At 37.2% G+C, this 25,514-nt stretch carries 19 protein-coding genes, 3 rRNA genes and 1 pseudogene; 10 read left to right on the top strand and 13 right to left on the bottom strand.

What is annotated here, in order from left to right:
• The first annotated feature begins 6 nt into the window (after positions 1-6).
• Positions 7-480 (top strand): RDD family protein, encoded by a 474-nt coding sequence (locus PSA_RS04965; protein WP_082305629.1) that lies wholly within the window; start codon positions 7-9, stop codon positions 478-480.
• A 231-nt stretch (positions 481-711) separates the two neighbouring features.
• Here PSA_RS04965 and PSA_RS04970 read toward each other — a convergent pair whose 3' ends face one another.
• Positions 712-2,970 (bottom strand): peptidase U32 family protein, encoded by a 2,259-nt coding sequence (locus tag PSA_RS04970; protein WP_042153200.1) that lies wholly within the window; start codon positions 2,968-2,970, stop codon positions 712-714.
• Positions 2,971-3,083: 113 nt separating this feature from the next.
• On the opposite strand from PSA_RS04970, the gene PSA_RS04975 reads away from it, so the two are divergent.
• The 5 genes from PSA_RS04975 (at position 3,084) to rrf (ending at position 10,442) form a co-directional block, all read left to right on the top strand.
• Positions 3,084-3,749, top strand: coding sequence for a glutathione S-transferase (locus PSA_RS04975; RefSeq protein ID WP_042153196.1), 666 nt, complete (start codon positions 3,084-3,086; stop codon positions 3,747-3,749).
• 79 nt (positions 3,750-3,828) lie between these two features.
• A complete protein-coding gene (locus tag PSA_RS04980; RefSeq protein ID WP_042153204.1) occupies positions 3,829-4,743 on the top strand; it encodes a histone deacetylase in 915 nt (304 codons plus the stop codon).
• 600 nt (positions 4,744-5,343) lie between these two features.
• Positions 5,344-6,886: ribosomal RNA gene (locus PSA_RS04985) — 16S ribosomal RNA — on the top strand.
• Between the two features lie 340 nt (positions 6,887-7,226).
• A 23S ribosomal RNA gene (locus PSA_RS04990) occupies positions 7,227-10,115 on the top strand.
• 212 nt (positions 10,116-10,327) lie between these two features.
• Positions 10,328-10,442 (top strand): 5S ribosomal RNA (rrf, locus tag PSA_RS04995).
• Together the 16S, 23S and 5S rRNA genes form the textbook arrangement of a ribosomal RNA operon.
• Before the next feature lie 1,776 nt (positions 10,443-12,218).
• On the opposite strand, the gene coaE is transcribed toward rrf, so the two are convergent.
• The 7 genes from coaE to PSA_RS26790 all read right to left on the bottom strand — a co-directional run bounded on the left by coaE (position 12,219) and on the right by PSA_RS26790 (position 17,945).
• Positions 12,219-12,818 (bottom strand): dephospho-CoA kinase, encoded by a 600-nt coding sequence (gene coaE / locus PSA_RS05000; protein WP_042147235.1) that lies wholly within the window; start codon positions 12,816-12,818, stop codon positions 12,219-12,221.
• Between the two features lie 2 nt (positions 12,819-12,820).
• Positions 12,821-13,726, bottom strand: coding sequence for an A24 family peptidase (locus tag PSA_RS05005; protein ID WP_042147238.1), 906 nt, complete (start codon positions 13,724-13,726; stop codon positions 12,821-12,823).
• Entirely contained in the window at positions 13,719-14,954 is a 1,236-nt protein-coding gene (locus PSA_RS05010; protein ID WP_042147241.1) for a type II secretion system F family protein, read from the bottom strand. The genes PSA_RS05005 and PSA_RS05010 overlap by 8 nt, the downstream gene beginning before the upstream one ends.
• A gap of 290 nt (positions 14,955-15,244) precedes the next feature.
• Entirely contained in the window at positions 15,245-16,936 is a 1,692-nt protein-coding gene (pilB, locus tag PSA_RS05015; protein WP_042147246.1) for a type IV-A pilus assembly ATPase PilB, read from the bottom strand.
• A 232-nt stretch (positions 16,937-17,168) separates the two neighbouring features.
• Positions 17,169-17,495 (bottom strand): prepilin-type N-terminal cleavage/methylation domain-containing protein, encoded by a 327-nt coding sequence (locus tag PSA_RS26785; RefSeq protein ID WP_052380061.1) that lies wholly within the window; start codon positions 17,493-17,495, stop codon positions 17,169-17,171.
• A 79-nt stretch (positions 17,496-17,574) separates the two neighbouring features.
• A complete protein-coding gene (locus PSA_RS24335) occupies positions 17,575-17,847 on the bottom strand; it encodes a pilin (RefSeq protein WP_231665315.1) in 273 nt (90 codons plus the stop codon).
• Positions 17,844-17,945, bottom strand: coding sequence for a hypothetical protein (locus tag PSA_RS26790; RefSeq protein WP_082305631.1), 102 nt, complete (start codon positions 17,943-17,945; stop codon positions 17,844-17,846). Before PSA_RS26790 ends, PSA_RS24335 begins: the two co-directional genes overlap by 4 nt.
• 108 nt (positions 17,946-18,053) lie before the next feature.
• Between PSA_RS26790 and PSA_RS27060 the strand changes: the two are divergent.
• The 4 genes and pseudogenes from PSA_RS27060 to PSA_RS27075 all read left to right on the top strand — a co-directional run bounded on the left by PSA_RS27060 (position 18,054) and on the right by PSA_RS27075 (position 19,652).
• Positions 18,054-18,424 (top strand): annotated as a pseudogene (locus PSA_RS27060) (DUF4277 domain-containing protein).
• Positions 18,425-18,448: 24 nt separating this feature from the next.
• Positions 18,449-18,778 (top strand): hypothetical protein, encoded by a 330-nt coding sequence (locus tag PSA_RS27065; protein ID WP_371257849.1) that lies wholly within the window; start codon positions 18,449-18,451, stop codon positions 18,776-18,778.
• Between the two features lie 170 nt (positions 18,779-18,948).
• Positions 18,949-19,215, top strand: coding sequence for a hypothetical protein (locus PSA_RS27070; protein ID WP_371257778.1), 267 nt, complete (start codon positions 18,949-18,951; stop codon positions 19,213-19,215).
• Complete coding sequence (locus PSA_RS27075; protein WP_371257779.1) at positions 19,179-19,652, top strand: IS1634 family transposase; 474 nt, start codon at positions 19,179-19,181, stop codon at positions 19,650-19,652. Before PSA_RS27070 ends, PSA_RS27075 begins: the two co-directional genes overlap by 37 nt.
• Positions 19,653-20,075: 423 nt before the next feature.
• Here the strand turns inward: PSA_RS27075 and PSA_RS26795 are convergent, their stop codons facing one another.
• The 5 genes from PSA_RS26795 to PSA_RS05050 form a co-directional block, all read right to left on the bottom strand.
• Complete coding sequence (locus PSA_RS26795; protein ID WP_197276836.1) at positions 20,076-20,480, bottom strand: prepilin-type N-terminal cleavage/methylation domain-containing protein; 405 nt, start codon at positions 20,478-20,480, stop codon at positions 20,076-20,078.
• Positions 20,481-20,920: 440 nt separating this feature from the next.
• On the bottom strand, positions 20,921-21,808 hold the full coding sequence (gene nadC / locus PSA_RS05035; RefSeq protein ID WP_042147259.1) for a carboxylating nicotinate-nucleotide diphosphorylase: 888 nt from the start codon (positions 21,806-21,808) through the stop codon (positions 20,921-20,923).
• Positions 21,809-21,901: 93 nt separating this feature from the next.
• The gene (locus PSA_RS05040) at positions 21,902-22,786 is read right to left on the bottom strand and encodes an amidohydrolase (RefSeq protein ID WP_042147262.1); all 885 of its coding nucleotides are present in this window, start codon (positions 22,784-22,786) and stop codon (positions 21,902-21,904) included.
• A gap of 669 nt (positions 22,787-23,455) precedes the next feature.
• On the bottom strand, positions 23,456-23,962 hold the full coding sequence (locus PSA_RS05045; RefSeq protein ID WP_042147265.1) for a peptidylprolyl isomerase: 507 nt from the start codon (positions 23,960-23,962) through the stop codon (positions 23,456-23,458).
• A gap of 61 nt (positions 23,963-24,023) precedes the next feature.
• Positions 24,024-25,496, bottom strand: a complete 1,473-nt coding sequence (locus tag PSA_RS05050) for a LysM peptidoglycan-binding domain-containing protein (RefSeq protein WP_052380063.1) — start codon at positions 25,494-25,496, stop codon at positions 24,024-24,026.
• Positions 25,497-25,514: the final 18 nt, after the last annotated feature.

Raw genomic sequence — 25,514 nt, forward strand, 5'->3', positions numbered from 1 at the left:
GTAATTATGACAAGTTCAAATTATGAATATTCACAAAATAGAGAATACAAAAATATTATAACGGTTGAACTTACGAGTTTTACCCGTAGATTTGCAGCAATCATAATAGACAGCATTCTACTAAGTTTGATTTTAGCTGTATTTTTTGCAGTTTTTTATGGTGATTCAGACTGGCTAGCGAATCAAAATGAATGGAGTTTTAACGGTATAGTGTATAACGAGCTATTACCTTTATTGCTAGTTGTGATGTTTTGGGTTCATAAAGCAGCTACACCAGGTAAAATGTTATTAAATGCCAAAGTGGTTGATGCCAAAACGGGTAATAACTTATCTATCGGCCAATCAATTATTAGATATGTCGGTTATATTATTTCTGCTATTCCATTTGGTTTAGGTTTTATCTGGGCTTTATTTGATGAAAAAAAACGAGGCTGGCACGATATGTTAGCAGGGAGTATGGTTATTAGAAATGATGGTTAATTTATACCCAAGCCACTTCAAGATGCGAGTTTCAGATGTCCCCGCAGGGTTGGTTTAGAAACGCTTTATACTGCGTTATTGATTTTGAAAAGGGAATGACCATTATCTGCAATCAATGCCTTGTCTAAAGCGTTTCTAACGCCAACTGAATTCTGCATCTTGGAGTGGTTTGGGTATATAAAGAGCCTATCTTAATTGATAGGCTCTTTTTGGTTTAGACTATTTATGGTATTACAAACCGTTGTGGTACTGCACGTTAGTTCTTTGTTCTACTAAATGGTTCAACGATTGCTCAGCTTCAGTTTTACCTTCAAGCAATAATTCAAACTGTTTTATCAGATCTTCTTTATCTGGTGATGTTTTATCACCAGCACCGATATTAGTTAAATCAATCATAAAGTTATCAAATAAGTGAGAAAGATCATTAATGATCTCCATATTTAAGAACTGATCTTGATTATAAATACTAGGGTAACCGGCTTTTTGCTTATCAATGGCAAAAGAGTCACCTTTTAAGTTAGTAATGCTGGTAGATTTATCACACGACAACATACAGCCATTATCAATACGTGGCTTTTCACAACCAACACTTTGTTGGAAGAAACACTGCCTGCTTACCATTAATAGAATTGGATGATAAATACTGTACATCATTTTAAAGTTTTCAGGACGCGCAATGTTTTGTATTTGTTGGCGGTTTATTTCGTTTGAAATAAACGCACCGCTACAATCAAAGGTTTCTTTCATTGCCATTAGGGCATATGAATTTGTGATATTTAAAAATGGACCAGCTATCCATTTTATACCTAGCTTATGCGCTTCATAAGCGATGCCTGTATTGTTAGTTACAATAAGTTCAGGTTTTACTTGTTGTAGGATATTAAGCGCTACATCGTAATCTTTCCCAATTAATACAGAAGGGAACCAAGGAATTAACCTTGGATTTTGCTTTAAAAAGTCGATGTATTTAGTGCAGCCGCGTTTGTAAGCATCTGGTAGTTTGAAATAAATATCTGCATCAGTCGTATCTGCTAATTTTACATCTGCTTCATCACAAATTAAAATTGATAATTTAGTACCTGACTCTGTTTTTTCATGGTTAACTAATTTTGGTAATGCGACTTCAGCTACAATTTCTTGAGATTCATTTAATAAAGCAGATACTTTATTTTTAATTTGCGTTAACTCTTTATAAGTAATGCATAAATCTGACTCTAATTCATCCGTATTAATAGGTTGTAAGTTGTAGCCTGCATTATTTAGGCTTTTAAATCTGTGCTCTAATAACTCAGCATCAAAATTAACTTTATCGCTTTGTCTTAATTCAGAGTCAGATATAACAACATAAGTTTGTTGCTCTACTGAAAAACCTTCAGTTGTTACTGTTAAAGTTAATGGTGTACCTTGTTTACCCGAAAAGCTTAAGGTAAGCGGTACTTTTTCAATACTCAGATGTTTTATTTTGTCATCTACAGTGGCATTAATAATGCTTTTTTCTTGATGAAGTTCTTGCTTGGCATCAAAAATTTGCACCACTGAAATGGCATTACTTTTATTGATAGCGTGATCTTTTGAGTTATCACGTGGGTTATCAATAAACATTGATTGGTTTAAATCACCTTTTAAGAATGAGTTTGTAAAATCGCGATTAAATACTTTATATAAACGTTCGCCATCTTCTAATAATTCGCCCGTTTTTAAAAAACCATCAATTTGTTTTCTAAAGCTATCAATTACTGTATGTACGTAACTTGAACCTTTAATACGCCCTTCAACTTTAAAAGAATGTACGCCAGCTTCGATCAATGCAGGTAAATCAAAAAATGCTGAGTTGTCTTTTATGTTTAACGGAAAGTTGTTACCTGACTCGGTTGTTTCGTATTCTTCTCTACAAGCTTGGCTACAACGACCACGGTTACCTGAATTACCTACACTTGCAGATGTTGAGTAACATAATCCAGAGAAAGCCACACATAAAGAACCATGCACAAATACTTCAGTTAAAGTGTCATGCTTACGACCAACAGCGGTTAATGCGGTAATTTCTCTTAAATTTAACTCTCTAGATAAGTTAACACGTGATGCACCTAACTTTTTCAAAAATGGAATTTGGCCAGCATTATGTGTTGTTAACTGTGTTGAAGCATGAATATCTAACGTAGGGAAATGTTTAGTAAGCAGATTAAACATACCCAAATCTTGAACAATTACACCATCTAATGTGGTATTTACTAATTTATTTAATAATTTTGTGAGCGCTTTAAATTCTCTTTCAAGAATAACAATGTTAAGTGTTAAAAAGATCTGACACTCATATTGATGTGCAAGTCGTATGATCCCAATGAGTTCATCAAAAGAAATATTAGATGCACGATTACGGGCATTAAAGGTATCTAAACCGCAATAAACGGCATCGGCACCAGCTATAATCGCTGCTTTTATGGCATCAACATCGCCACCAGGCGCTAATAATTCAATGTTAGGATTCATATTTACAACTTGTATCTGTTAAATTTAAAGGAGGGGATTTTACATACATCTTTGTACTATGAACATAATTAAAGTGTATTATTACTACATATAAAGCCAAACCAAAACCTAAAATGAAAGAACCTACTGATTTACCAATACTTTATTCATTAAGAAATTGCCCTTACGCGATGCGTGCTAGGTTTGGTATTTTTAAATCTAAACAGCAAGTTATTTTACGAGATATCGTTTTAAGTAATAAACCAGATGAAATGATAGCTGCATCCCCAAAAGGGGAAGTGCCTACATTAGTTGTTTCACCCTCATTAATAATAGATCAAAGTTTAGAGGTGATGCTTTGGGCTTTAAATAAAAATGATCCAAATGATCTTTTGCATAGTAATAATGAAGAAGCTTTACCTTTAATGTTAAAATTGATAGAGAGTTTTGATATCGGTTTTAAAGCCGCTTTTGATAAATACAGCGCAGCAAAGCGTTATCATGACGACAATGTTGAACAGTATCGCCAAGATTGTGAGGTATATATAAGCGATTTAGAGCAAAGATTAACTAAACATGCCTTTTTAATATCAGAAAATGAAAGTTTAGCGGATATTGCATTAATATCCTTTATTAGAAAATTTGCGAGAGTTGAACGCAAGTGGTATTTACAATCACCTTATCCAAAAATGAGAGCTTGGCTTAATAGCTACTTACAAAGTGCATTGTTTTCTAAAGTAATGAAAGAATATCCATTATGGCTAGAATCAAAAGAAGTAATTATTTTTGGTGATAAGTAACTACTTGCTCTAGTACTCACATTTGCGCTTATACATAACCAACAGTATCATGACATTTTTTGCATCTTTTAAGTTTAAAATGTCTTTAGCCTTAGTTACCCACCCTGAATATAGTTATGACTTTCCCCAAAAGCATCGTTTTCCGATGCAAAAATTTAAACTCTTACATCAATATTTAAAAGAGCAGGGCATAGCGACAGCTTCAAATACAGTTAGACCTGGCAGTGCAAAAATAGAATTACTGCAAAACGCGCATTGCCCTGACTATTTAAATAGATTTATAACTAATCAACTTACAGATAAAGAAATACGTAGAATGGGCCTGCCTTGGAGTGAAGGTTTATTGCGTAGAACACTTATTTCACCCGTAGGTACTACCTTAGCTTGCCAATTAGCATTAAAAAATGGCATTGCATGTCATCTAGCTGGTGGCACGCATCATGCACATTATGATTTTGCATCTGGTTTTTGTATTTTGAACGACTTAGCAATTTCCGCAAATACGCTTATTACACAAGGAAAGGTAAAAAAGGTTTTAATATTTGATGTAGATGTTCATCAAGGAGATGGTACTGCGCGAATTTTAGAGAATAACGATAAAGTATTTACTTGTTCAGTGCATTGTGAAAAAAACTTTCCTGCTAGAAAAGCCCAAAGTGATTTAGACATAAATATACCAAGAGATACCCAAACTGATGAGTACTTACAAATAATGGCTGATGGTTTTGAAAAGGCTGTAGCTATAAGTAAACCAGACTTTATTATTTATGATGCCGGCGTTGATGTATTCATAGATGATCCGCTCGGTTTATTAAATGTTAGTTTATCGGGAATTCGTGCTAGAGATAATTATGTACTAAAACGTTGCTTAGAATTAAAGATACCAGTGGCCACTGTAATAGGTGGTGGCTATGATAAAAATGAGCATTTATTAGCGCAGCGTCATGCAATAGCGGTAGAAGAAGCCTACAAATTATCAAATACGTTTTTATAAATTGATTAAAGCAGTGTTTTGGGTATCAAGAAGTGAAGCTTTGCCTCTATTGTAAGCATGAAAACATCTCGTTTTAGGCTGTTTCGTTCGAAATATAAACGAATAGTCATTTAAATCAATTTTTCTCAAAAAAACACTTGCGCAGAATTTAAAAATGCCTATACTGCGCCTCCACCGACACAGACGGCAAGCAACATTCTAAAAGGGATGTAGCGATATCGAATGATGTTGGAAGGAGATTTATCTCCAAAAAGTTTGAATCAGATTTAAAGTTAAAAAATTAATTTTAAATTAACCATTGACTCAAAATTTTTAAGGTGTATTATGCACCTCCGCTTAGAAGCTCAGCTTCAAAGCAACGTTCTTTAACAATAAGTAATCATCTGTGTGGGCACTCTTGCAGATTGAGTTCTAAAGTCACTTTTCGAAGTGACACAAAATTAGAGTCTCATTAAAATCTGTTCAGTTAATCCTTTTAGGAAAGAGCGAGTGACTACACAGTCATATGCGACGTTAAGTTTAACTTTGTTAAATTTAATATCAAAAACAGAATTCATTGAGCTGTCTCATCTATTTTATAGACAAAGACAAAAAACTTTTTAATTGAAGAGTTTGATCATGGCTCAGATTGAACGCTGGCGGCAGGCCTAACACATGCAAGTCGAGCGGTAACAGAGATAGCTTGCTATCTGCTGACGAGCGGCGGACGGGTGAGTAATGCTTGGGAATATGCCTTTAGGTGGGGGACAACAGTTGGAAACGACTGCTAATACCGCATGATGTCTACGGACCAAAGTGGGGGACCTTCGGGCCTCACGCCTAAAGATTAGCCCAAGTGGGATTAGCTAGTTGGTTGAGGTAAAGGCTCACCAAGGCAACGATCCCTAGCTGGTTTGAGAGGATGATCAGCCACACTGGAACTGAGACACGGTCCAGACTCCTACGGGAGGCAGCAGTGGGGAATATTGCACAATGGGCGCAAGCCTGATGCAGCCATGCCGCGTGTGTGAAGAAGGCCCTAGGGTTGTAAAGCACTTTCAGCGAGGAGGAAAGGTTATAGTTTAATAGACTATAGCTGTGACGTTACTCGCAGAAGAAGCACCGGCTAACTTCGTGCCAGCAGCCGCGGTAATACGAGGGGTGCAAGCGTTAATCGGAATTACTGGGCGTAAAGCGTACGCAGGCGGTTTGTTAAGCGAGATGTGAAAGCCCCGGGCTCAACCTGGGAACTGCATTTCGAACTGGCAGACTAGAGTATGATAGAGGGTGGTAGAATTTCAGGTGTAGCGGTGAAATGCGTAGAGATCTGAAGGAATACCGATGGCGAAGGCAGCCACCTGGGTCAATACTGACGCTCATGTACGAAAGCGTGGGGAGCAAACGGGATTAGATACCCCGGTAGTCCACGCCGTAAACGATGTCTACTAGGAGCTGGAATCTTCGGATGACTTTTCCAAAGCTAACGCATTAAGTAGACCGCCTGGGGAGTACGGCCGCAAGGTTAAAACTCAAATGAATTGACGGGGGCCCGCACAAGCGGTGGAGCATGTGGTTTAATTCGATGCAACGCGAAGAACCTTACCTACACTTGACATCCAGAGAAGTTACTAGAGATAGTTTCGTGCCTTCGGGAACTCTGAGACAGGTGCTGCATGGCTGTCGTCAGCTCGTGTTGTGAGATGTTGGGTTAAGTCCCGCAACGAGCGCAACCCCTATCCTTAGTTGCTAGCAGGTAATGCTGAGAACTCTAGGGAGACTGCCGGTGATAAACCGGAGGAAGGTGGGGACGACGTCAAGTCATCATGGCCCTTACGTGTAGGGCTACACACGTGCTACAATGGCAGGTACAGAGTGCTGCGAGCTCGCGAGGGTAAGCGAATCACTTAAAGCCTGTCGTAGTCCGGATTGGAGTCTGCAACTCGACTCCATGAAGTCGGAATCGCTAGTAATCGCGGATCAGAATGCCGCGGTGAATACGTTCCCGGGCCTTGTACACACCGCCCGTCACACCATGGGAGTGGGTTGCTCCAGAAGTGGCTAGTCTAACTGCTTGCAGAGGACGGTCACCACGGAGTGATTCATGACTGGGGTGAAGTCGTAACAAGGTAGCCCTAGGGGAACCTGGGGCTGGATCACCTCCTTATACGAAAGAACTGGTTTGCATGCCAGTGTCCACACAGATGATTATTAAATAGTTTGTTCTTTGGAATGAATTATTTATGTGCTCTTTAAAAATTTGGAAAGCTGATATAAAAATTCTAATAAATGTTTATTAAACATTTATTAAGAGTTTTCAAAAAGTAAAAGAAACGAATGATAGCCATGTTATATGGTGATGCATTCATGCCAATTTATTGTTTACTTATTTATAAGTAATTAATGATTGGCGTCTACTTTAGTATTCAAAACATTAACTTCTGGCGAAGTTAACTGTCACGAAATAATACAGCGCATTTTAGTTGTAAGACTATTTTGGGTTGTATGGTTAAGTGAATAAGCGTACACGGTGGATGCCTTGGCAGTTGGAGGCGATGAAGGACGTATTAACTTGCGATAAGCTAAGTCGAGCTAGTAAAAAGCACTTGAGACTTAGATTTCCGAATGGGGAAACCCACCTATTTATAGGTATCGTTAACTGAATACATAGGTTAACGAGGCGAACGCGGAGAACTGAAACATCTAAGTACCCGTAGGAACAGAAATCAACCGAGATTTCGAAAGTAGCGGCGAGCGAAATCGAAACAGCCCTTAAGCTTTATTGTAGTTAGTAGAATGCTCTGGAAAGTGCAACGATACAAGGTGATAGTCCTGTATACGAAAACTTATATAAAGTGAAATCGAGTAGGTCGGGACACGTGATATCCTGACTGAATATGGGGGGACCATCCTCCAAGGCTAAATACTCCCAACTGACCGATAGTGAACCAGTACCGTGAGGGAAAGGCGAAAAGAACCCCTGTGAGGGGAGTGAAATAGAACCTGAAACCGTGTACGTACAAGCAGTAGGAGCAAAGCTTTGCTTTGTGACTGCGTACCTTTTGTATAATGGGTCAGCGACTTATATTTTGTAGCGAGGTTAACCGAATAGGGGAGCCGTAGGGAAACCGAGTCTTAACTGGGCGACTAGTTGCAGGGTATAGACCCGAAACCCGGTGATCTAGCCATGGGCAGGTTGAAGGTTGAGTAACATCAACTGGAGGACCGAACCCACTTACGTTGAAAAGTGAGGGGATGACTTGTGGCTAGGAGTGAAAGGCTAATCAAACCGGGAGATAGCTGGTTCTCCCCGAAATCTATTTAGGTAGAGCCTCGGATGAATACTGACGGGGGTAGAGCACTGTTTGGGCTAGGGGGTCATCCCGACTTACCAACCCCATGCAAACTCCGAATACCGTTAAGTAATATCCGGGAGACACACGGCGGGTGCTAACGTCCGTCGTGAAGAGGGAAACAACCCAGAGCGCCATCTAAGGTCCCAAAGTGTATGTTAAGTGGGAAACGATGTGGAAAGGCCCAGACAGCCAGGAGGTTGGCTTAGAAGCAGCCATCCTTTAAAGAAAGCGTAATAGCTCACTGGTCGAGTCGGTCTGCGCGGAAGATGTAACGGGGCTAAACATACCACCGAAGATGCGCCTGCGTACTTTGTATGCGGGGTAGGGGAGCGTTCTGTAAGCCGTTGAAGGTGTACCGGGAGGTATGCTGGAGGTATCAGAAGTGCGAATGCTGACATGAGTAACGATAATGGGGGTGAAAAACCCCCACGCCGGAAGACCAAGGGTTCCTATCCCATGTTAATCAGGGTAGGGTGAGTCGACTCCTAAGGCGAGGCCGAAAGGCGTAGTCGATGGGAAACGGGTTAATATTCCCGTACTTATTATGAATGCGAAGGGGGGACGGAGCAGGCTAAACAAGCATGGCGTTGGTTGTCCATGTGAAAGTGCGTAGGCTGATGACTTAGGTAAATCCGGGTTGTCATTAAGGCTGAGACACGAGACGAGTCACTACGGTGATGAAGTTGTTGGTGCCATACTTCCAGGAAAAGCCTCTAAGCTTCAGTTCATAATGAATCGTACCCCAAACCGACACAGGTGGTCAGGTAGAGAATACTAAGGCGCTTGAGAGAACTCGGGTGAAGGAACTAGGCAAAATTGTACCGTAACTTCGGGAGAAGGTACGCCAACATTAGGTGAAGCACTTTACGTGTGGAGCTGAAGTTGGTCTCAGAAACTAGGTGGCTGGGACTGTTTATTAAAAACACAGCACTGTGCAAAATCGAAAGATGACGTATACGGTGTGACACCTGCCCGGTGCCGGAAGGTTAATTGATGGGGTTATCTTCGGAGAAGCTCTTGATCGAAGCCCCGGTAAACGGCGGCCGTAACTATAACGGTCCTAAGGTAGCGAAATTCCTTGTCGGGTAAGTTCCGACCTGCACGAATGGTGTAACCATGGCCACGCTGTCTCCACCCGAGACTCAGTGAAATTGAAATCGCAGTGAAGATGCTGTGTACCCGCGGCTAGACGGAAAGACCCCGTGAACCTTTACTACAGCTTGGCACTGAACATTGAACCTACATGTGTAGGATAGGTGGGAGACTTTGAAGTAGCGTCGCTAGATGTTATGGAGTCAACCTTGAAATACCACCCTTGTAGTTTTGATGTTCTAACGTAGGTCCCTAAGCGGGATTGCGGACAGTGCCTGGTGGGTAGTTTGACTGGGGCGGTCTCCTCCCAAAGAGTAACGGAGGAGCACGAAGGTTTGCTAAGTACGGTCGGACATCGTACGGTTAGTGTAATGGTAGAAGCAAGCTTAACTGCGAGACAGACACGTCGAGCAGGTACGAAAGTAGGTCATAGTGATCCGGTGGTTCTGAATGGAAGGGCCATCGCTCAACGGATAAAAGGTACTCCGGGGATAACAGGCTGATACCGCCCAAGAGTTCATATCGACGGCGGTGTTTGGCACCTCGATGTCGGCTCATCACATCCTGGGGCTGAAGTCGGTCCCAAGGGTATGGCTGTTCGCCATTTAAAGTGGTACGCGAGCTGGGTTTAGAACGTCGTGAGACAGTTCGGTCCCTATCTGCCGTGGGCGTTTGAGAATTGAGAGGGGTTGCTCCTAGTACGAGAGGACCGGAGTGAACGAACCGCTGGTGTTCGGGTTGTCATGCCAATGGCATTGCCCGGTAGCTACGTTCGGAACTGATAAGCGCTGAAAGCATCTAAGCGCGAAGCAGGCCTCGAGATGATTTCTCACTAGTGCTATAAGCACTCTGAAGGGCCGTTGGAGACTACAACGTTGATAGGCAAGGTGTGTAAGGGTTGTGAGGCCTTGAGCTAACTTGTACTAATTACCCGTGAGGCTTAACCATACAACGCCAAAGTGGTTTTGTGTGTGATAGAAACAAGCAAGAAGTTAGTGTTAACTAAAGTAGAATACTTTTACGATATCTGTATCAGCAGACCGAATTTATTAAAGAACAAGAACAAAGCGAATTAGGAATAATTTTATAAATTACATCCATGTAATTTACCCTAGCGGGCCGCACTAAAGTGCGTTGAAAATTGTTCCAGACAAATTTTGCTTGGTGACAATAGCGTTTTGGACCCACCTGATCCCATGCCGAACTCAGAAGTGAAACGAAACAGCGCCGATGATAGTGTGGGGTTTCCCATGTGAAAGTAGGACATCGCCAGGCTCCTAATTAAAGAAAGCCGATACAGAAATGTATCGGCTTTTTTGCTTTTTATAATTTAAAAATATTGTGTTAGCTGGCATCGCCAGGCTTACCCTCATAATTTCAGTAAAAAGCCTAACTCATTGAGTTGGGATTTTCGCGTTTTAGAGTCTAATATTATTCAGTCTAAAGATGCCAATACATCAGGCTCCACTCTCATAATCATAAGAAAGCCGATACAGATATGTATCGGCTTTTTTGCTTTGTGGTGTTTATGAATTTAATGTGATTGGCATTATCATCAAATTTTAGGTGGTGTCTTTTTTGTAGGTGAGGCTTCAGCCTTGCAAAGCCCAAAAACTGGAATTTAAAGCTGTTAGGCTAAAGCCCAACCTACATGAAATGTATTAAATTTAAATATTTTGTTCAAATGTAGGGTTAGCATTAAATTTTAAATGGTGTCTTTTTTGTAGGTGAGGCTTCAGCCTTGCAAAGCCCAAAAACTGGAATTTAAAGCTGTTAGGCTAAAGCCCAACCTAGATGAAATGTATTAAATTTAAACATTCTGTTCAAATGTAGGGTTAACATTAAATTTTAGGTGGTGTCTTTTTTGTAGTTGAGGCTTCAGCCTTGCAAAGCCCAAACACTGGAATTTAAAGCCGTTAGGCTAAAGCCCAACCTAGATGAAATGTATTAAGTTTTCCATTATGTTCAAATGTAGGGTTAGCACTCAATTTTAAATGGTGTCTTTTTTGTAGGTGAGGCTTCAGCTTTGCAAAGCCCCAAAACTGGAATTTAAAGCAGTTAGGCTAAAGCCCAACCTAGATGAAATGTATTAGATTTTCCATTATGTTCAAATGTAGGGTTAGCATTCAATTTTAAATGGTGTCTTTTTTGTAGGTGAGGCTTCAGCCTTGCAAAGCCCAAACACTGGAATTTAAAGCAGTTAGGCTAAAGCCCAACCCACATGAAATGTATTAAATTTAAACATTCTGTTCAAATGTAGGGTTAGCATCAAATTTTAGATAGTAGTTTTGTAGGTGAGGCTTCAGCCTTGCAAAGCCCAAACACTGGAATTTAAAGCTGTTAGGCCAAAGCCCAACCTACATGAAATGTATTAAATTTAAATATTCTGTTCAAATGTAGGGTTAGCATTCAATTTTAAATGGTGTCTTTTTTGTAGGTGAGGCTTCAGCCTTGCAAAGCCCAAACACTGGAATTTAAAGCTGTTAGGCTAAAGCCCAACCTACATGAAATGTATTAGATTTTCCATTCTGTTCAAATGTAGGGTTAGCATTCAATTTTAAATGGTGTCTTTTTTGTAGGTGAGGCTTCAGCCTTGCAAAGCCCAAACACTGGAATTTAAAGCTGTTAGGCTAAAGCCCAAACTAGATGAAATGTATTAGATTTTCCATTATGTTCAAATGTAGGGTTAGCATTCAATTTTAAATGGTGTCTTTTTTGTAGGTGAGGCTTCAGCTTTGCAAAGCCCAAAATCTGGAATTTAAAGCTGTTAGGCTAAAGCCCAACCTAGATGAAATGTATTAGATTTTCCATTATGTTCAAATGTAGGGTTAACATTAAATTTTAGATGGTGTCTTTTTTGTAGGTGAGGCTTCAGCCTTGCAAAGCCCCAAAACTTGAATTTAAAGCTGTTAGGCTAAAGCCCAACCTAAATGAAATGTATTAAATTTTCCATTATGTTCAAATGTAGGGTTAGCATCAGTGTACTTTTAATATAAATAAAGAGTCTTCATAAAAGTTTGAAAGGAAATCATAAAGCGGCTTAGCTTTGGGCTAATTTTTTAAAGTAATATAATATTGATGTAACTCATCGACTTTTTCAAATGCATGTTCTAAGGGCAATGAATTATCTAATACATCATCTGCAATATTTAATTTATCTTCTCGAGACATTTGAGAAGCAATAATATTTCTAACTTGTTCTATGCTTACATTGTCTCTTGAGGTTGTTCTTTGAATTTGAGTGTCAACGGGCACATCAATTAATAAACTGCGATCACATAGTTTATTCAAATTATTTTCAAATAATAATGGTGCGACTAAAATAACATAATGACTTGTAGCTTGATTTAACTGGTAAACTATTTGCTCACGGATCATTGGATGAAGTAAATTATTCAACCAAGCCTTTTGATACTCATCTTTAAAAATTATTTCACGTAACTTAGCTCGGTTAAGGGTTTTATCAGCATTGAGAATGTCAGCACCGAAGTGGTTACTAATTTCATTTAGACCATCAGAGCCTACAGCAACCACTTCACGCGCTACAATATCGGCATCAACTATATTAATGCCTAATTGTTCAAACTTATTGCTGATGGCTGATTTACCTGAGCCTATGCCACCGGTTAAACCAATAATTGTTTGAGAGATAATTAATGTCCTAAAGCAAATTGGTAATAAGCAGATGTAATTTGTTCACCCCAAATCATGGCAATCCAGCCAGCAATCGCAATATAAGGTCCAAACGGAATTGGTGTCGCTTTATCCTTGCCTTGAATACTTAATAGCGTAATGCCAATTACAGCGCCAACTAAACTAGATAATAGAATGATCATAGGTAAAGATTGCCATCCTAATAAAGCACCAAATACTGCCATTAATTTAAAGTCACCATAACCCATGCCTTCCTTACCAGTTACCAGTTTAAATACCCAGTAAACAGACCAAAAACATAAATAGCCAACAGCAGCTCCTATAATGGCCTGCGCAGGTTCTATCATGGTAAAACCTAATACTGATGCAAGTAGCGCTAACCAAAGTAAAGGTAGGGTGATTTGATCTGGTAATAACATGTGATCAATATCAATGAATATGAGTGCTACTAAACACCAAGTAACTATTAAATAGGATAAGCCTAATGCTGTAGGGCCAAAATAATGCGCAATGGCAACACTTGCAATTGCTGTAAGTAATTCAATACTAGGATATCGAATAGATATTGAGTTATCGCAACTACCGCACTTACCTTTTAAAAATAACCAGCTGAAAACTGGTATATTTTGCCAAGCTTTAATTTTACTTTTACATTTAGGGCAAGTTGAAGCCGGTGTAGCTAAGTTAAATTCTGTAGCTTGGCCTTGTTCATATGGTTGCTTTAAATCATCGGATAATAATAATTTACATTCATGATTCCATTCGTTTTGCATCATTACTGGCAAACGATAAATTACTACATTTAAAAAACTGCCAATGCATAAGCTGGTCAAGGCTATAGTTAATAGAAAAAATACAGGGCTTTCAGTAAAAGTAATAATAATATCTTGAAATAAATTAACCAACTACAGCTCCTAATTGGAATATCGGTAAATACATAGCAATAATTAAACCACCCACTAATACACCTAAAACGGCCATAATCAGAGGTTCTAATAAGCTAGATAAGCCATCTACGGCATCATCCACCTCACTTTCATAAATATTGGCAACTTTATCAAGCATACTGTCAAGTGATCCAGATTCTTCACCAATAGCGACCATTTGAATTACCATTGAAGTGAAGATATTTGAGTTTCGCATAGCATAGTTCATTTGGTTACCAGAACTTACCTCTGCTTTTATTTCTAATATAGCATCTCTATACACTGCATTACCTGATGCACCTGCCGCAGAATCTAAAGCATCAACTAAAGGTACGCCTGCAGCAAAAGTAGTAGAAAGTGTACGCGCATAGCGAGCAACAGCTGCTTTGTTTAAAATAGTTCCAATAATGGGGAGTTTGAGGATTGCTTTATCTGTATTGTCTCTTACCTTTTTACTATTTCGGTGGGCATGTTTATATGCATAACCTCCGGCCCACATACCAGCTAGCGCAACCCACCAATATTCTTGCATAAATTCAGATATACCAATTACAAATTGAGTAAATGCTGGCAGATCAGCACCAAAACCAGCAAAAATATCTTGAAATTGTGGTACAACAAAAATTAGAAGTATTGAAGTAACTATGCCTGCAACAACCATTACTGCTATTGGATAAAACATCGCTTTTTTAATTTTAGATTTTAAAGCTTCTGTTTTTTCTTTATATATAGCAACTCTATCAAAAATACGATCTAATGCTCCTGAGGTTTCCCCTGACTCAACTAAATCGCAATACAAATCATCAAAATATAGAGGATGCTTTCTTAAAGTATCACTTAACGGAAGCCCTGATTTAATTTCTGATCCAATATTTACCGTTAACTTTTTAACTGACTTATTATCTGCGCCACTACCTATCATATCTATAGCTTGTACTAATGGTACACCAGCAAGCAACATAGTCGCTATTTGTCGTGTTAATAAAGCAATATCTTTAGCTGTAATTTTAGGAGTGCTTGAAAGTCCAAATAACGGTTTAGCTTTTTTCTTTACTTTTGAGGGAGTAATTCCTTGTTGGCGTAGTTTTGCTTTTACACGAGCAAGACTATCTTCGCTCATTTCTCCTTCGAGTTTTTTACCTCGGTTATTTACACCTATCCATTGGTATATATCCTGCTCTACTACTTTTGCTTTTTTAGTGGCCATAATTTAGCTCTTTGTATTAGCTCTTTATAGTTATTTTATTTAAGTTCTTAGCTGATTGAAGTTGTATTATATTTTAATAACTTCAATAATAAGTATGTAAATAAAAATTGGCTGTAAGCATTAATGTAACATCAGTCATCTCCGAAGTGTTTTATCGGAGATCCTATTTTAAGGTTCTAAGTCAAGTTTTAGAAAGATTCCCGATAAAACACTTCGGGAATGACCATAATTTTATATCACACAATACTCTATAATATAGCTTTGGTAATATTAGCTATACTTTATCTTTATTAAAAACTCGTTACGCGGTTTATTTCAACTAAGCTGGTTACGCCGCTTGCTGCTTTTTTTAAGCCTGACTTTCTTAAGTTATTAATACCTTCTTTTTCAGCGGCTTCTGCAATCTCTAATGAGTTACCATTTCTCATAATAATTTGTGCTATTGCAGGCGTAATAGGCATCACTTCATATATACCAACGCGGCCTTTGTAGCCTTCAGTACAGTGTTCACAACCAACGCCTTTGAAAAGCTTTAAATTAGGGATATCATCTTCAAGGTAACCTAAACGAATAAGTTCTTCTTTAGGTAAAGTTTCCGGCTCTTTACAATGGTGGCATAACCTGCGAGCTAATCGCTGGGCTATAATTAAAGTCACTGAGCTGGCGATATTATAACTCGGTACACCCATGTTCATTAACCGCGTTAATGTTTCAGGGGCTGAATTTGTATGTAAGGTAGATAATACAAGGTGACCAGTTTGTGCTGCTTTAATAGATATCTCGGCGGTTTCAAGGTCACGAATTTCACCCACCATAACTATATCAGGATCTTGACGTAAGAAAGCACGTAATGCATTAGCAAAGGTCATATCTGCACGTACGTTTATTTGTACTTGATTTACGCCCACTAAATTTATTTCTACAGGATCTTCGGCTGTTGAAATATTACGTTCTGGTTTGTTTAGTATATTTAAACCAGTATAAAGAGATACTGTTTTACCTGAACCAGTAGGACCTGTGACTAAAATCATGCCTTGCGGTTGAGCTAAAGCAGCGAGATATAATTCCTTTTGCTCTTTTTCGTAACCTAATACATCAATACCTAACATGGCACTAGATGAATCAAGAATACGCATTACAACTTTTTCACCCCATAAAGTCGGTAGGGTACTAACACGGAAATCGATACTTTTCTTTTTATTTATTTTTAATTTAATACGGCCATCTTGCGGTTTGCGTTTTTCAGCTAAGTCCATTTGCGACATAACTTTTATGCGAGCTGATATTCTACTCTCTAACCCAATAGGAGGGTTAGCTATTTCATGCAAAACACCATCTATACGAAAACGAATCCGGTACATATGCTCATAAGGTTCAAAATGTAAATCTGATGCACCTCGTTTAATTGCATCCATTAATATTTTATTTATATAAACAATAATAGGCGCATCATCTTCTTTATTGTTTACATCGGTAGATAATGCGCTATTTTTATCACCATCAGGGGATTCTCCACTGAGCTCAGCCATTTGCGCATCTGTGAGCTCTAATGCTGATGTGGTATCAAATAAAGATTCTATAGCAAGTTCAAGTTGATCGTAGCTAACAACTATTACTTCGCTCTGCATACCTGTATTAAATTCGTAATCTTCAAAGGCATCAAAGTTAGTAGGGTCACTGGTTGCTAAATACAGGGTTTTACCTTTTATTGATATAGGTAATACATGATGTTTTTTTATAAGCTTTTCATTAAGGATTTTTTCATCAGGTAAAAGAGTATTATCAAAATCAGTTAAATCTAGAAGAGGAGCATGAAATAATTGGGATGCACGTTGAGCAAGTTCTGGTGCGGTTAAACTCGACTCCCTACAAATGAGCTCAGCCACTGATAAATTTTCAGTATTTTCAGCTTTACTTATTTTTTCAAAATCAAGTACACCTAAGTGGACTAATTTTCTAATTAAGGGGGAGTTTAATAACATTATATCGCTAATTATTTAATTAATAATTTATATAACCATTTCAATAGAAAAGAGTCATTAAGTCAATAAAATAGTAAATTTAAATAGGTCTAGAATATAAATAAAATGAAGATAATTAATTCATTAGTCTGTAATTAAAGTTCAGTACACCCTTGAGGTGAATAATCACTACTCCATGTTGTAGGCCTACTTGTTATATTACATGTCCATATTCCTGTAATTTCATTTCTTACTAAATTGATACTCGCACCTGCTCTACAGGTGTACTACCTTTGGTTACACCTGTGATAGTCGTAGAGGTTATACTATGGCTTGAATAAGATTCTGAGTTTAATACGTTAATTTCAGAGAGTTTAGCTGCAGCAATTTGAGGTGTTCCTGAATTTGCTTTTATTTCAAATAATACTTTACCAGATTGTATTTCTTTATAACATGAAGATACATCGGATTTGGCAACGTAACTCTGATATTCAGGTAAAGCAACAGCAGCAAATATGCCAATAATTGCAACTACTATCATTAACTCTATTAAGGTAAAGCCAAAATTGTTTGATTTCATAATTATTAGGCAAATACTATTAGATAATTAAAAATGGTGTGAAGTATCACACCATGTTTTTCAAACTATGATTATAAAATTAAGGTGCATTTCTACATTCAGAAGGGACTAAATCATGATCAGCAACTGTTGTTGTACAAGTCAAAATGCCTGCAGTTGCGTTTCTAGTGAGCTTTAAAACACCTGAATCAATAGATGCAGCACCCTGAAGAGCACCAACGATTGTTGTAGTTGTCACTGTGTGGCTTTCAAAAACTGTAGCAACCGGTAAACCAATTGCAGGTCCATCAGTTAATTCAGCAGTACGACCAGATACAGTGAGTACTCCAAATTGTGTTTTTCCAGGAACTATTTCTTTATAACATGAATTTGCTTTTGAGCCTGCGGTATCGCTTGATATTTAGGTAAGGCCACAGCGGCTAAAATGCCTATGATTGCAACAACAATCATTAATTCGATTAGTGTAACTGTCTTTCCGCACCTAAAAATTTAATTAAAAAAGCTTGACGCAGATCTCCATATTTGATCTATTACTTATCTTTGGGTGATGGAAAAATAATGGCGTCGTATTCAACAAAAGGTCTTGATTATTTAGGTTTGATTTCTGGCAAGAACAAAGAGCTTGGTATTGCCAAGTTAATTGATAAGGCACTCCCTGAGCACAGTGATGACAAGCTTATTTCTTATGGTCAGCTTGTTGAAGCCATGATTTTAAATGGCCTTGGTTTTGTTGGGCGTACTTTGCATATGTATCCGCAATATTTTAAAGAACCCCTGTTGAGCGCTTTATAGGTAAAGGGATCAAGGCGGAGTATATTAACGATGATGCTCTGGGGCGCTGCCTTGATAAGCTTTATGAAACTGGTGTGTCAGATATTTACCAAACGTTATCAGCGAGTGTAGTGAAGCACCTAGAGCTTCCTTGCTAGGGCATTAATTTAGACTCAACAAGTATTCATGTTGATGGCAATTATGAGCATGACAACGACAGTAAAGTAGTAAAACTAGTTCGAGGTTACAGTCGAGACTATCGCCCAGAGCTGAATCAGTTTGTACTTAACCTGATCACTGAAAACAAGGCAGGTATTCCATTATATATACAAGCAGCCAGTGGCAATATTAATAACAATGAAGGGTTTAAAAATATTGTTAAACATCATATTAGCAGTCTAAAAGCAGCTCAAGATGGCCAATACTTTATTGCCGATGCAGCACTGCTGAAACAATTCAATCACTTGACGAACAGAAGCAGTTATTTATTTCTCGTGCCCCACAGTAGTTAAAACAAGTAAAACAAGCAATAGCTCAGCAGTACACCCTCGACTTTAAGCCGCTTGATATCGGTTAAAGCGCAGCATGGCTTGAGTCAAATTATGGCGAAGTTAAGCAACGTTGGTTATTAATTAAAAGTGAACAAGCGAAAAAACGAGAGCAACATACGCTAGATAAACGTATGGAAAAAGAATCAAACGCGGCTCTCAAATCATTCAAAAAACTTAGTCATCAACGTTTTTCTTGTGCATTAGATGCGGATAAGGCATTAAAAACATGGTTAAAATCCTATCGTGAGGTTGGAAAAAGTGACAGTGAAATACTCAAACACGCTGTATTTAAACAAAGTGGCCGTCCCAAACTAAATCAGCAACCCGATAGCTATGAATATCAAATAACAGGGCTGTTATATTGGTCGTTAAAAAATCGGGAGCAGCGATTGCAGTAAAAAGGTATGTTTATTTTAGAAACAATGACTTGAGTGAAACACTAACTATGGAGAAAATGCTTAGCCTTTATAAATCACAACAAAGTGTAGCAAAGGGCTTTAGATCCCTAAAGAGTCCTGACTTTTTAACCGCGTCTCTTTATTTGAAAAAGCCAGAAAGGATTGAAGCACTACTGATGGTAATGACGTGTTGCTTAATGGTTTATGCCGCATTGGAGCATAAGCTCAGAAGAAAGTTAAAGGCTCAGTCGGTATATTTTCCCAACTTAAAATACAAAACGTGCCAAAATCCAACTGCTCGCTGGGTGTTCTTTTGCTTTCGAGGTCTTCATGTATTAACAATCAGTGGCGAGCAACAATTAGTCCTCAATGTGGAGGAGAGGAACAGTATTATAATTAATTGCATGGGCAGCATCTATCAAGAAATTTATTGCTAAAAATGCTGCGGAATGTCGGGTGTAAAACCCTTTTGTGCCTTTTGTTTAAAATTAAAATTTATCATGGTTACTCTCCTAACGGGGATTGGGGATAAAATTAGTTAATTTTTTAATTTATTACTTCATAAATCACATAATATCTAATCTAAATAAATCAGCTTAAATACAAATATACTCTGATTAAAAATCATGCGTTTATTTCAGTATAGTTAACGTTTTTAATTGAGAAAGGCTGTTTGTGAGTGTTTTTAATGTAGTAGTTGTAACTATTTGAAATAAAAAGCATCATAAAAATAATTATTTATTTAATAGTTGGATAAATAAGCTGTATGAGTATTTTTATTAAGAGAATTGTTTAGGGGAGATTAAGCTAAAGAATAGAGCCTGTATATCAACAGGCTCCGTATATAATAAAAGTTAGATTTACTTTTTAATAGTACAGTTTTTGATAGCGACAACATTGGTGCCAGCTAATTCACAGGCCCAAGTTATTTGATCATCAGATGCTGCAGGTGTCAGCTTAGCCGTTATACCTTCATTTGTAACTTCTAATATACCTTTACCACTACAGTTTTTAATTGTTGTAGAGTCACTAGTAGTACCAGCTCCTTTATCTGTACAGCCTAATGAGCCAACAATTGAATAAGCCATCGCAACTCTTAATTTACTTGGTTCTAATGCGTTTACTGCCGCAGTAGATTTTGACTGTTGCACATATTCTTTATATTGTGGCAGTGCAACACCTGCTAAAATACCGATGATTGCGACTACGATCATTAATTCAATTAGTGTAAAACCCTTTTGGGCTTTTTGTTTCATATTTTTCATGTTTTGCATCGTTATTCTCCTAACGGGGTTGGGACTTAATATACAGAGCGCTATGTCACTGCCTACTGGGCAGCTAAACTACGCATTTATTCTAGTATAGTTAAAATTCTCTAATGAGAAAGTGTGTCTTTGAGTTTTTATTTAATTCCGTTTTAACTCATTGATACATTATAAACTCAGAGTAGATTGTTTTTTGACTTTATTACTAAATTCAAAAAAAACATCTAACCCTTTATCATTAGAGGTGTCTCCATATACCCCTCAATTATTATTAGATGCTATCATGCAAAAATGATTATTGGTAGTTTATTAGTTACCTTTTTATAACAAATCTGTGTTTTAGACTGTATTTAGAGTAAATTCACTTTTTAAGACACACATTATGTTATTTCTGATACTTAAATGGCGCTACTTATTGAAAGTCAAGTAGGTATTTTGTATTAGTTGTTGCTAAAGCGCATTGATAAGTCAACTGCGTTTACATGTTTTGTTAATGCACCGCTAGAGATAAAATCAACACCTGCTTGCGAGTATTGTTTTAACGTTTCAATAGTCATATTGCCCGAAACTTCTAATTTAGCTCTTTTATCTGTAAAAGTGACTGCTTGTTGAATTTGTTCCACTGTAAAGTTATCTAACATTATAATGTCAGCGCCTGCATTGATAGCTTGCTCTAGTTCGTCAAAGTTCTCTACTTCAACTTCTACTTTTATGCTTGGGTTTTTTTGCTTAGCGATACTTTGTTTAGCAGCTGTTACTGCTTGATTGATACCACCGCAGGCTGCTATATGGTTTTCTTTAATTAAAAACGCATCGAAAAGGCCGATTCTATGATTTTGTCCACCACCACATTTAACTGCATATTTTTGTAACTGTCTTAAGCCTGGGAGCGTTTTACGGGTATCAAGTAATTGTGTCGTTGTGCCTTCAAGCTCTTTAACACACATTGATGTAGTCGTCGCTGTGCCAGATAATGTTTGCACAAAGTTAAGCGCTGTACGTTCTGCAGTTAAAATAGCTCTTGCGCTACCAGTTGCAATAAATAATATGCTATTTTCTTTTACTGAGTCGCCATCGTTTACTAAAAACTCTAACTTTACACTTGAATCTACTTGTTTAAAAACTTCTTCAACAATAGCCTTACCACAAAATACGCAATCTTCACGAGTGATCACGATTGCATTGGCTGTTTGTGTTTGCGGAATTAATAAAGCCGTGATATCTCCAGTGGTACTTAGGCCTGATGAAGTATCATCTTTATTTGTATTTAAATCTTCGTCTAATGCAAGTTTAACAAGTTGGCTGATTAAGTCTGGTGAGAGTGACATTTTTAATTCTCTTTACAAAGTATTGTTTGAATAGTGGAGTCAATTACTCAGGTTTATACCTAAGATAAGTTTATGGTTAAATTTTACCTGTATTTAAACTGTGATGCTAGGTTTTGCTTCTAGTTGGTAAGTATCTTTTGCGTTATCAAAGCTGATAGCTTGCCAAATATTATTTGGCAAATTTAAATCATAATAACTTTGCCATAAATTGTTGTAACTTTTACTAAACAAACAAAGCGGAAAGTTACTTGCTAACATAATTCGGTTTTCGCCAAATTGAGATAATAAATGATTAACGATTTTTTCTAGCCATAGCTGTTTATATTGTCTGTTATCCATTTCCCAGCCAGAGCATTTTATATGTATATTTTCATAGGGAGATAAAATACTAATCGCTTGTTGCCAAAGCTCGTATTTACCTTGAGTAACTAAACCGCAATGGTTTATCACTATTTTTAAACTTGATAAGCTTTTAGCGTGTATTGCTAATTGTTTAGTGGCATTAAGGTCATGAAATTCAAATTGTGCTTCAAAGATTAAATTTAATTCAGCCAATAAAGTTAAGTTGGTAAATAAGTTCTCATTAAATATTAAATCACTATCAGTACCTTCCATTATATGGCGGATGCCTATTAGTTGATTATTTTTATGTTGTTGAAGTTTAGATAGTTGTAGTTTGAACTCTTTACTCGGTAGCGTTAAATCAATAAAAGCAACCGCTTTAAAAGGTGTATTGATAATTGTTGTCTGTAAAAAATTGATCTCTTTTAGCGGAGAGTCATTATCAAAACCAGCTTCAATATGCACAATACCTTCAAGGATAAAATTATTATTTAACTGGAGATCTTGCTCGGTGAAGTTTTTTTGAATGATGTGCTTATCTGGCCAAAAGGGCGGGTTATTAGTTTGCAACCAGTGATATTGGCCTTTTGTTAAATCAAATAAGTGAATATGTGGGTCTATTATTTTATGTTTCATTTGTTTTTCATCGCTTATTGATTTGATATTAAGAACCTTGAGAGGTGAGTATAACTGCCTTATTTTCAGATGACGAGATCCCCGATAAAAGACTTCGGGAATGACTAGGCTGGTTTTTGCCGTTTATTCATTTAAACATCGTTTTAAAGACTGTTGTGAGCTGATTTTAAATAATGAGATTCCCGATAAAAGACTTCGGGAATGACTAGGCTGGTTTTTGAAGTTTATGCGCTTAAATATCGTTTTAAAGACTGTTGTGAGCTGATTTTAAATAATGGGATTCCCGATAAAAGACTTCGGGAATGACTGGACTGTTTTTGGTGCTTATTCATTTAAACATCGCTTTAAAGACTGTTGTGAGCTGATTTTAAATAATGAGATTCCCGATAAAAGACTTCGGGAATGACTAGGCTGGTTTTTGCCGTTTATTCATTTAAAAATAGTTTTAAATATTGTAGAGAACTAGTTTTCAGGTGGCGAGATTTCCGATAAAAAACTTCTGGAATGACTGGTTAGTTTTTGGTGTTTATTTACTTGAAAATAGCTTTAATTAATAGGGGATTCAATAATACGTTTTAAAATGCAAAAAGTATTATTGAATCTAGTTGTATCGCACTGCTTTATCTTAATACCACGCAGTGGTTAATACTAAGGTGCGAAGCAGATTGGTTATTGACCACAACCGCCTGCGCCGTGTACGTGACCATGAGATAACTCTTCTTCAGTAGCTTCTCTTACTGAGCTTATTTCAATTGCAAATGTAAGTGTTTTACCTGCTAATGGGTGGTTTAAATCACAGTCGGCATTAAATTTACCTACTTTAAGAATTGTAACTTGGCGGCGGCCTTGATCTGTTTCAACAAAAGCGTTCATTCCTGCTTTGAAGATATTGGCTTTTTTCTTAGTTGGTGCACCAGAACCGTCTAATAAATGTTTTAATGGAATTCTTTGTTGTAAACCATCTTGGATTTCACCATAAGCATCTTCTGGCGCTAAAGTGATTTCAAACTTATCGCCAGTTGCTTTGCCTTCAATAGCGTTTTCTATACCCGGTAACATGGCATTATGACCGTGCAAGTATTGTAGCGGCTCAGATGAATGACTATTTTCAATCTCTGCATCATTTTCAGTAAGTGTGTAATGGAATTCAACAACAGAATTTTTGCTTATAGACATAATATTTCAGTTTATTTATAAATTTTTATAATTGTACTGGAATATAACGCTTTAAAACAAATTAATTAGGAATAGTAGTATTTATATTTAATATATCTAAAAACTGATTGTTAACAGTCGCTTTTGGTTTGGCTTCAAGTGGTGCGGGATCTTTTTCTAGCCAAATAATAATTTTTTTACCTAGCTTTAAAATTGCATTTTTATCAATTTCATTCCAAACAGCTAAATCTTTAAAGGATACCCCATATAGCTGGCTTATATCCCATAATGTATCGCCTTTTTTAACGGTGTAATACGTACTTACTTTAACTTTATTAGGTATCTTTTTACGTTGTAAATAGGGGCTTATATGATATTTAACTGTGAGTTCTGAGTTCTTATATGCTGGTAATGCTAATACTTGGCCTATTTTAATTAAGTCGCCATTTAGTTGGTTGATAGCTTTTAACTTATTAACTGTGGTATTAAATTTCTTTGATATTTTAAATAATGAATCTTTTGCTTTTACTTGATAACGGCCATAAACAAGTTTGCCATCAATTAATTGATAATGCGAGTCGAAGTAATGAGCTTGGCTAATGGGTACTAATAATTGATGCGGACCATCTTTTGGACTTGAGTTACTTATATAACCTGGGTTTAACTTATATAACGTCTGCATTTTTATTTTTGCGATTTTAGCAGCAATTAACATATCAAATTGCTGGCCTATATCTATATTAATTGTAGTTGCTTGGTTTTTTAATTTAGGCCAAAAATGATATTTGTCTTGTTGCTTTAAAATAGATGATAAAGCAAGTAGTTTGGGTATGTAATTTGTTGTTTCAGTCGGTAACTTTAATGACCAAAAATCAGTTTTTTTACCTAAGCGTTTATTTTCAATAATAGCTTGTTTTACACGGCCTTCGCCCGAATTATATGCAGCAATGGCATGTAGCCAATTTTTTGAAAACTTAAAATGTAGATACTCTAAATAATCTAAAGCGGCAGTGGTTGCTGCTAGCACATCATAGCGACCATCGTACCAAGCATTTTTTTGTAAATTGAAATGTTTTGCGGTAATTGGCATAAGTTGCCAAATCCCCGTTGCACCTTGTGCTGATAGCGCTTTTATTTCAAAGTCACTTTCTACTATGGGTAATAAAGCCAGCTCTAATGGTAATTTTCGTTGTTCTATTTGATTTACAATATGATAAAGAAAGGGTTCGCTGCGTTTTGTTATTGTATGCATGTAATAAGGGTGTTTTAAATACCAAGCAATTCTTTGATCTATTTTTTTATTTTTCGGAGCTGGCAGTTTTAACTGCATAGCTATTCTAAGCCATAGGTCAGTAACTTCAGCTGGTTTTTTAATCGTTGTTTTTTGTATTTTTTCTTTATTTGCTATTTGTGTAATTTTAGGTGTTTTATCTGCTTCATTAGGCTTTATCGGTGAGTGGTTATTTTTAACTTTAAGGCTTGATTTGTTAACCGCCACGTTATTTGATTGACAGCCGATAAGAGCAAGTATAATTAATATTCTAAGCTGCGCCATACAGATTGTAATCCGAGC

The organism is Pseudoalteromonas sp. '520P1 No. 423' (assembly GCF_001269985.1).
Lineage (GTDB): Bacteria > Pseudomonadota > Gammaproteobacteria > Enterobacterales > Alteromonadaceae > Pseudoalteromonas.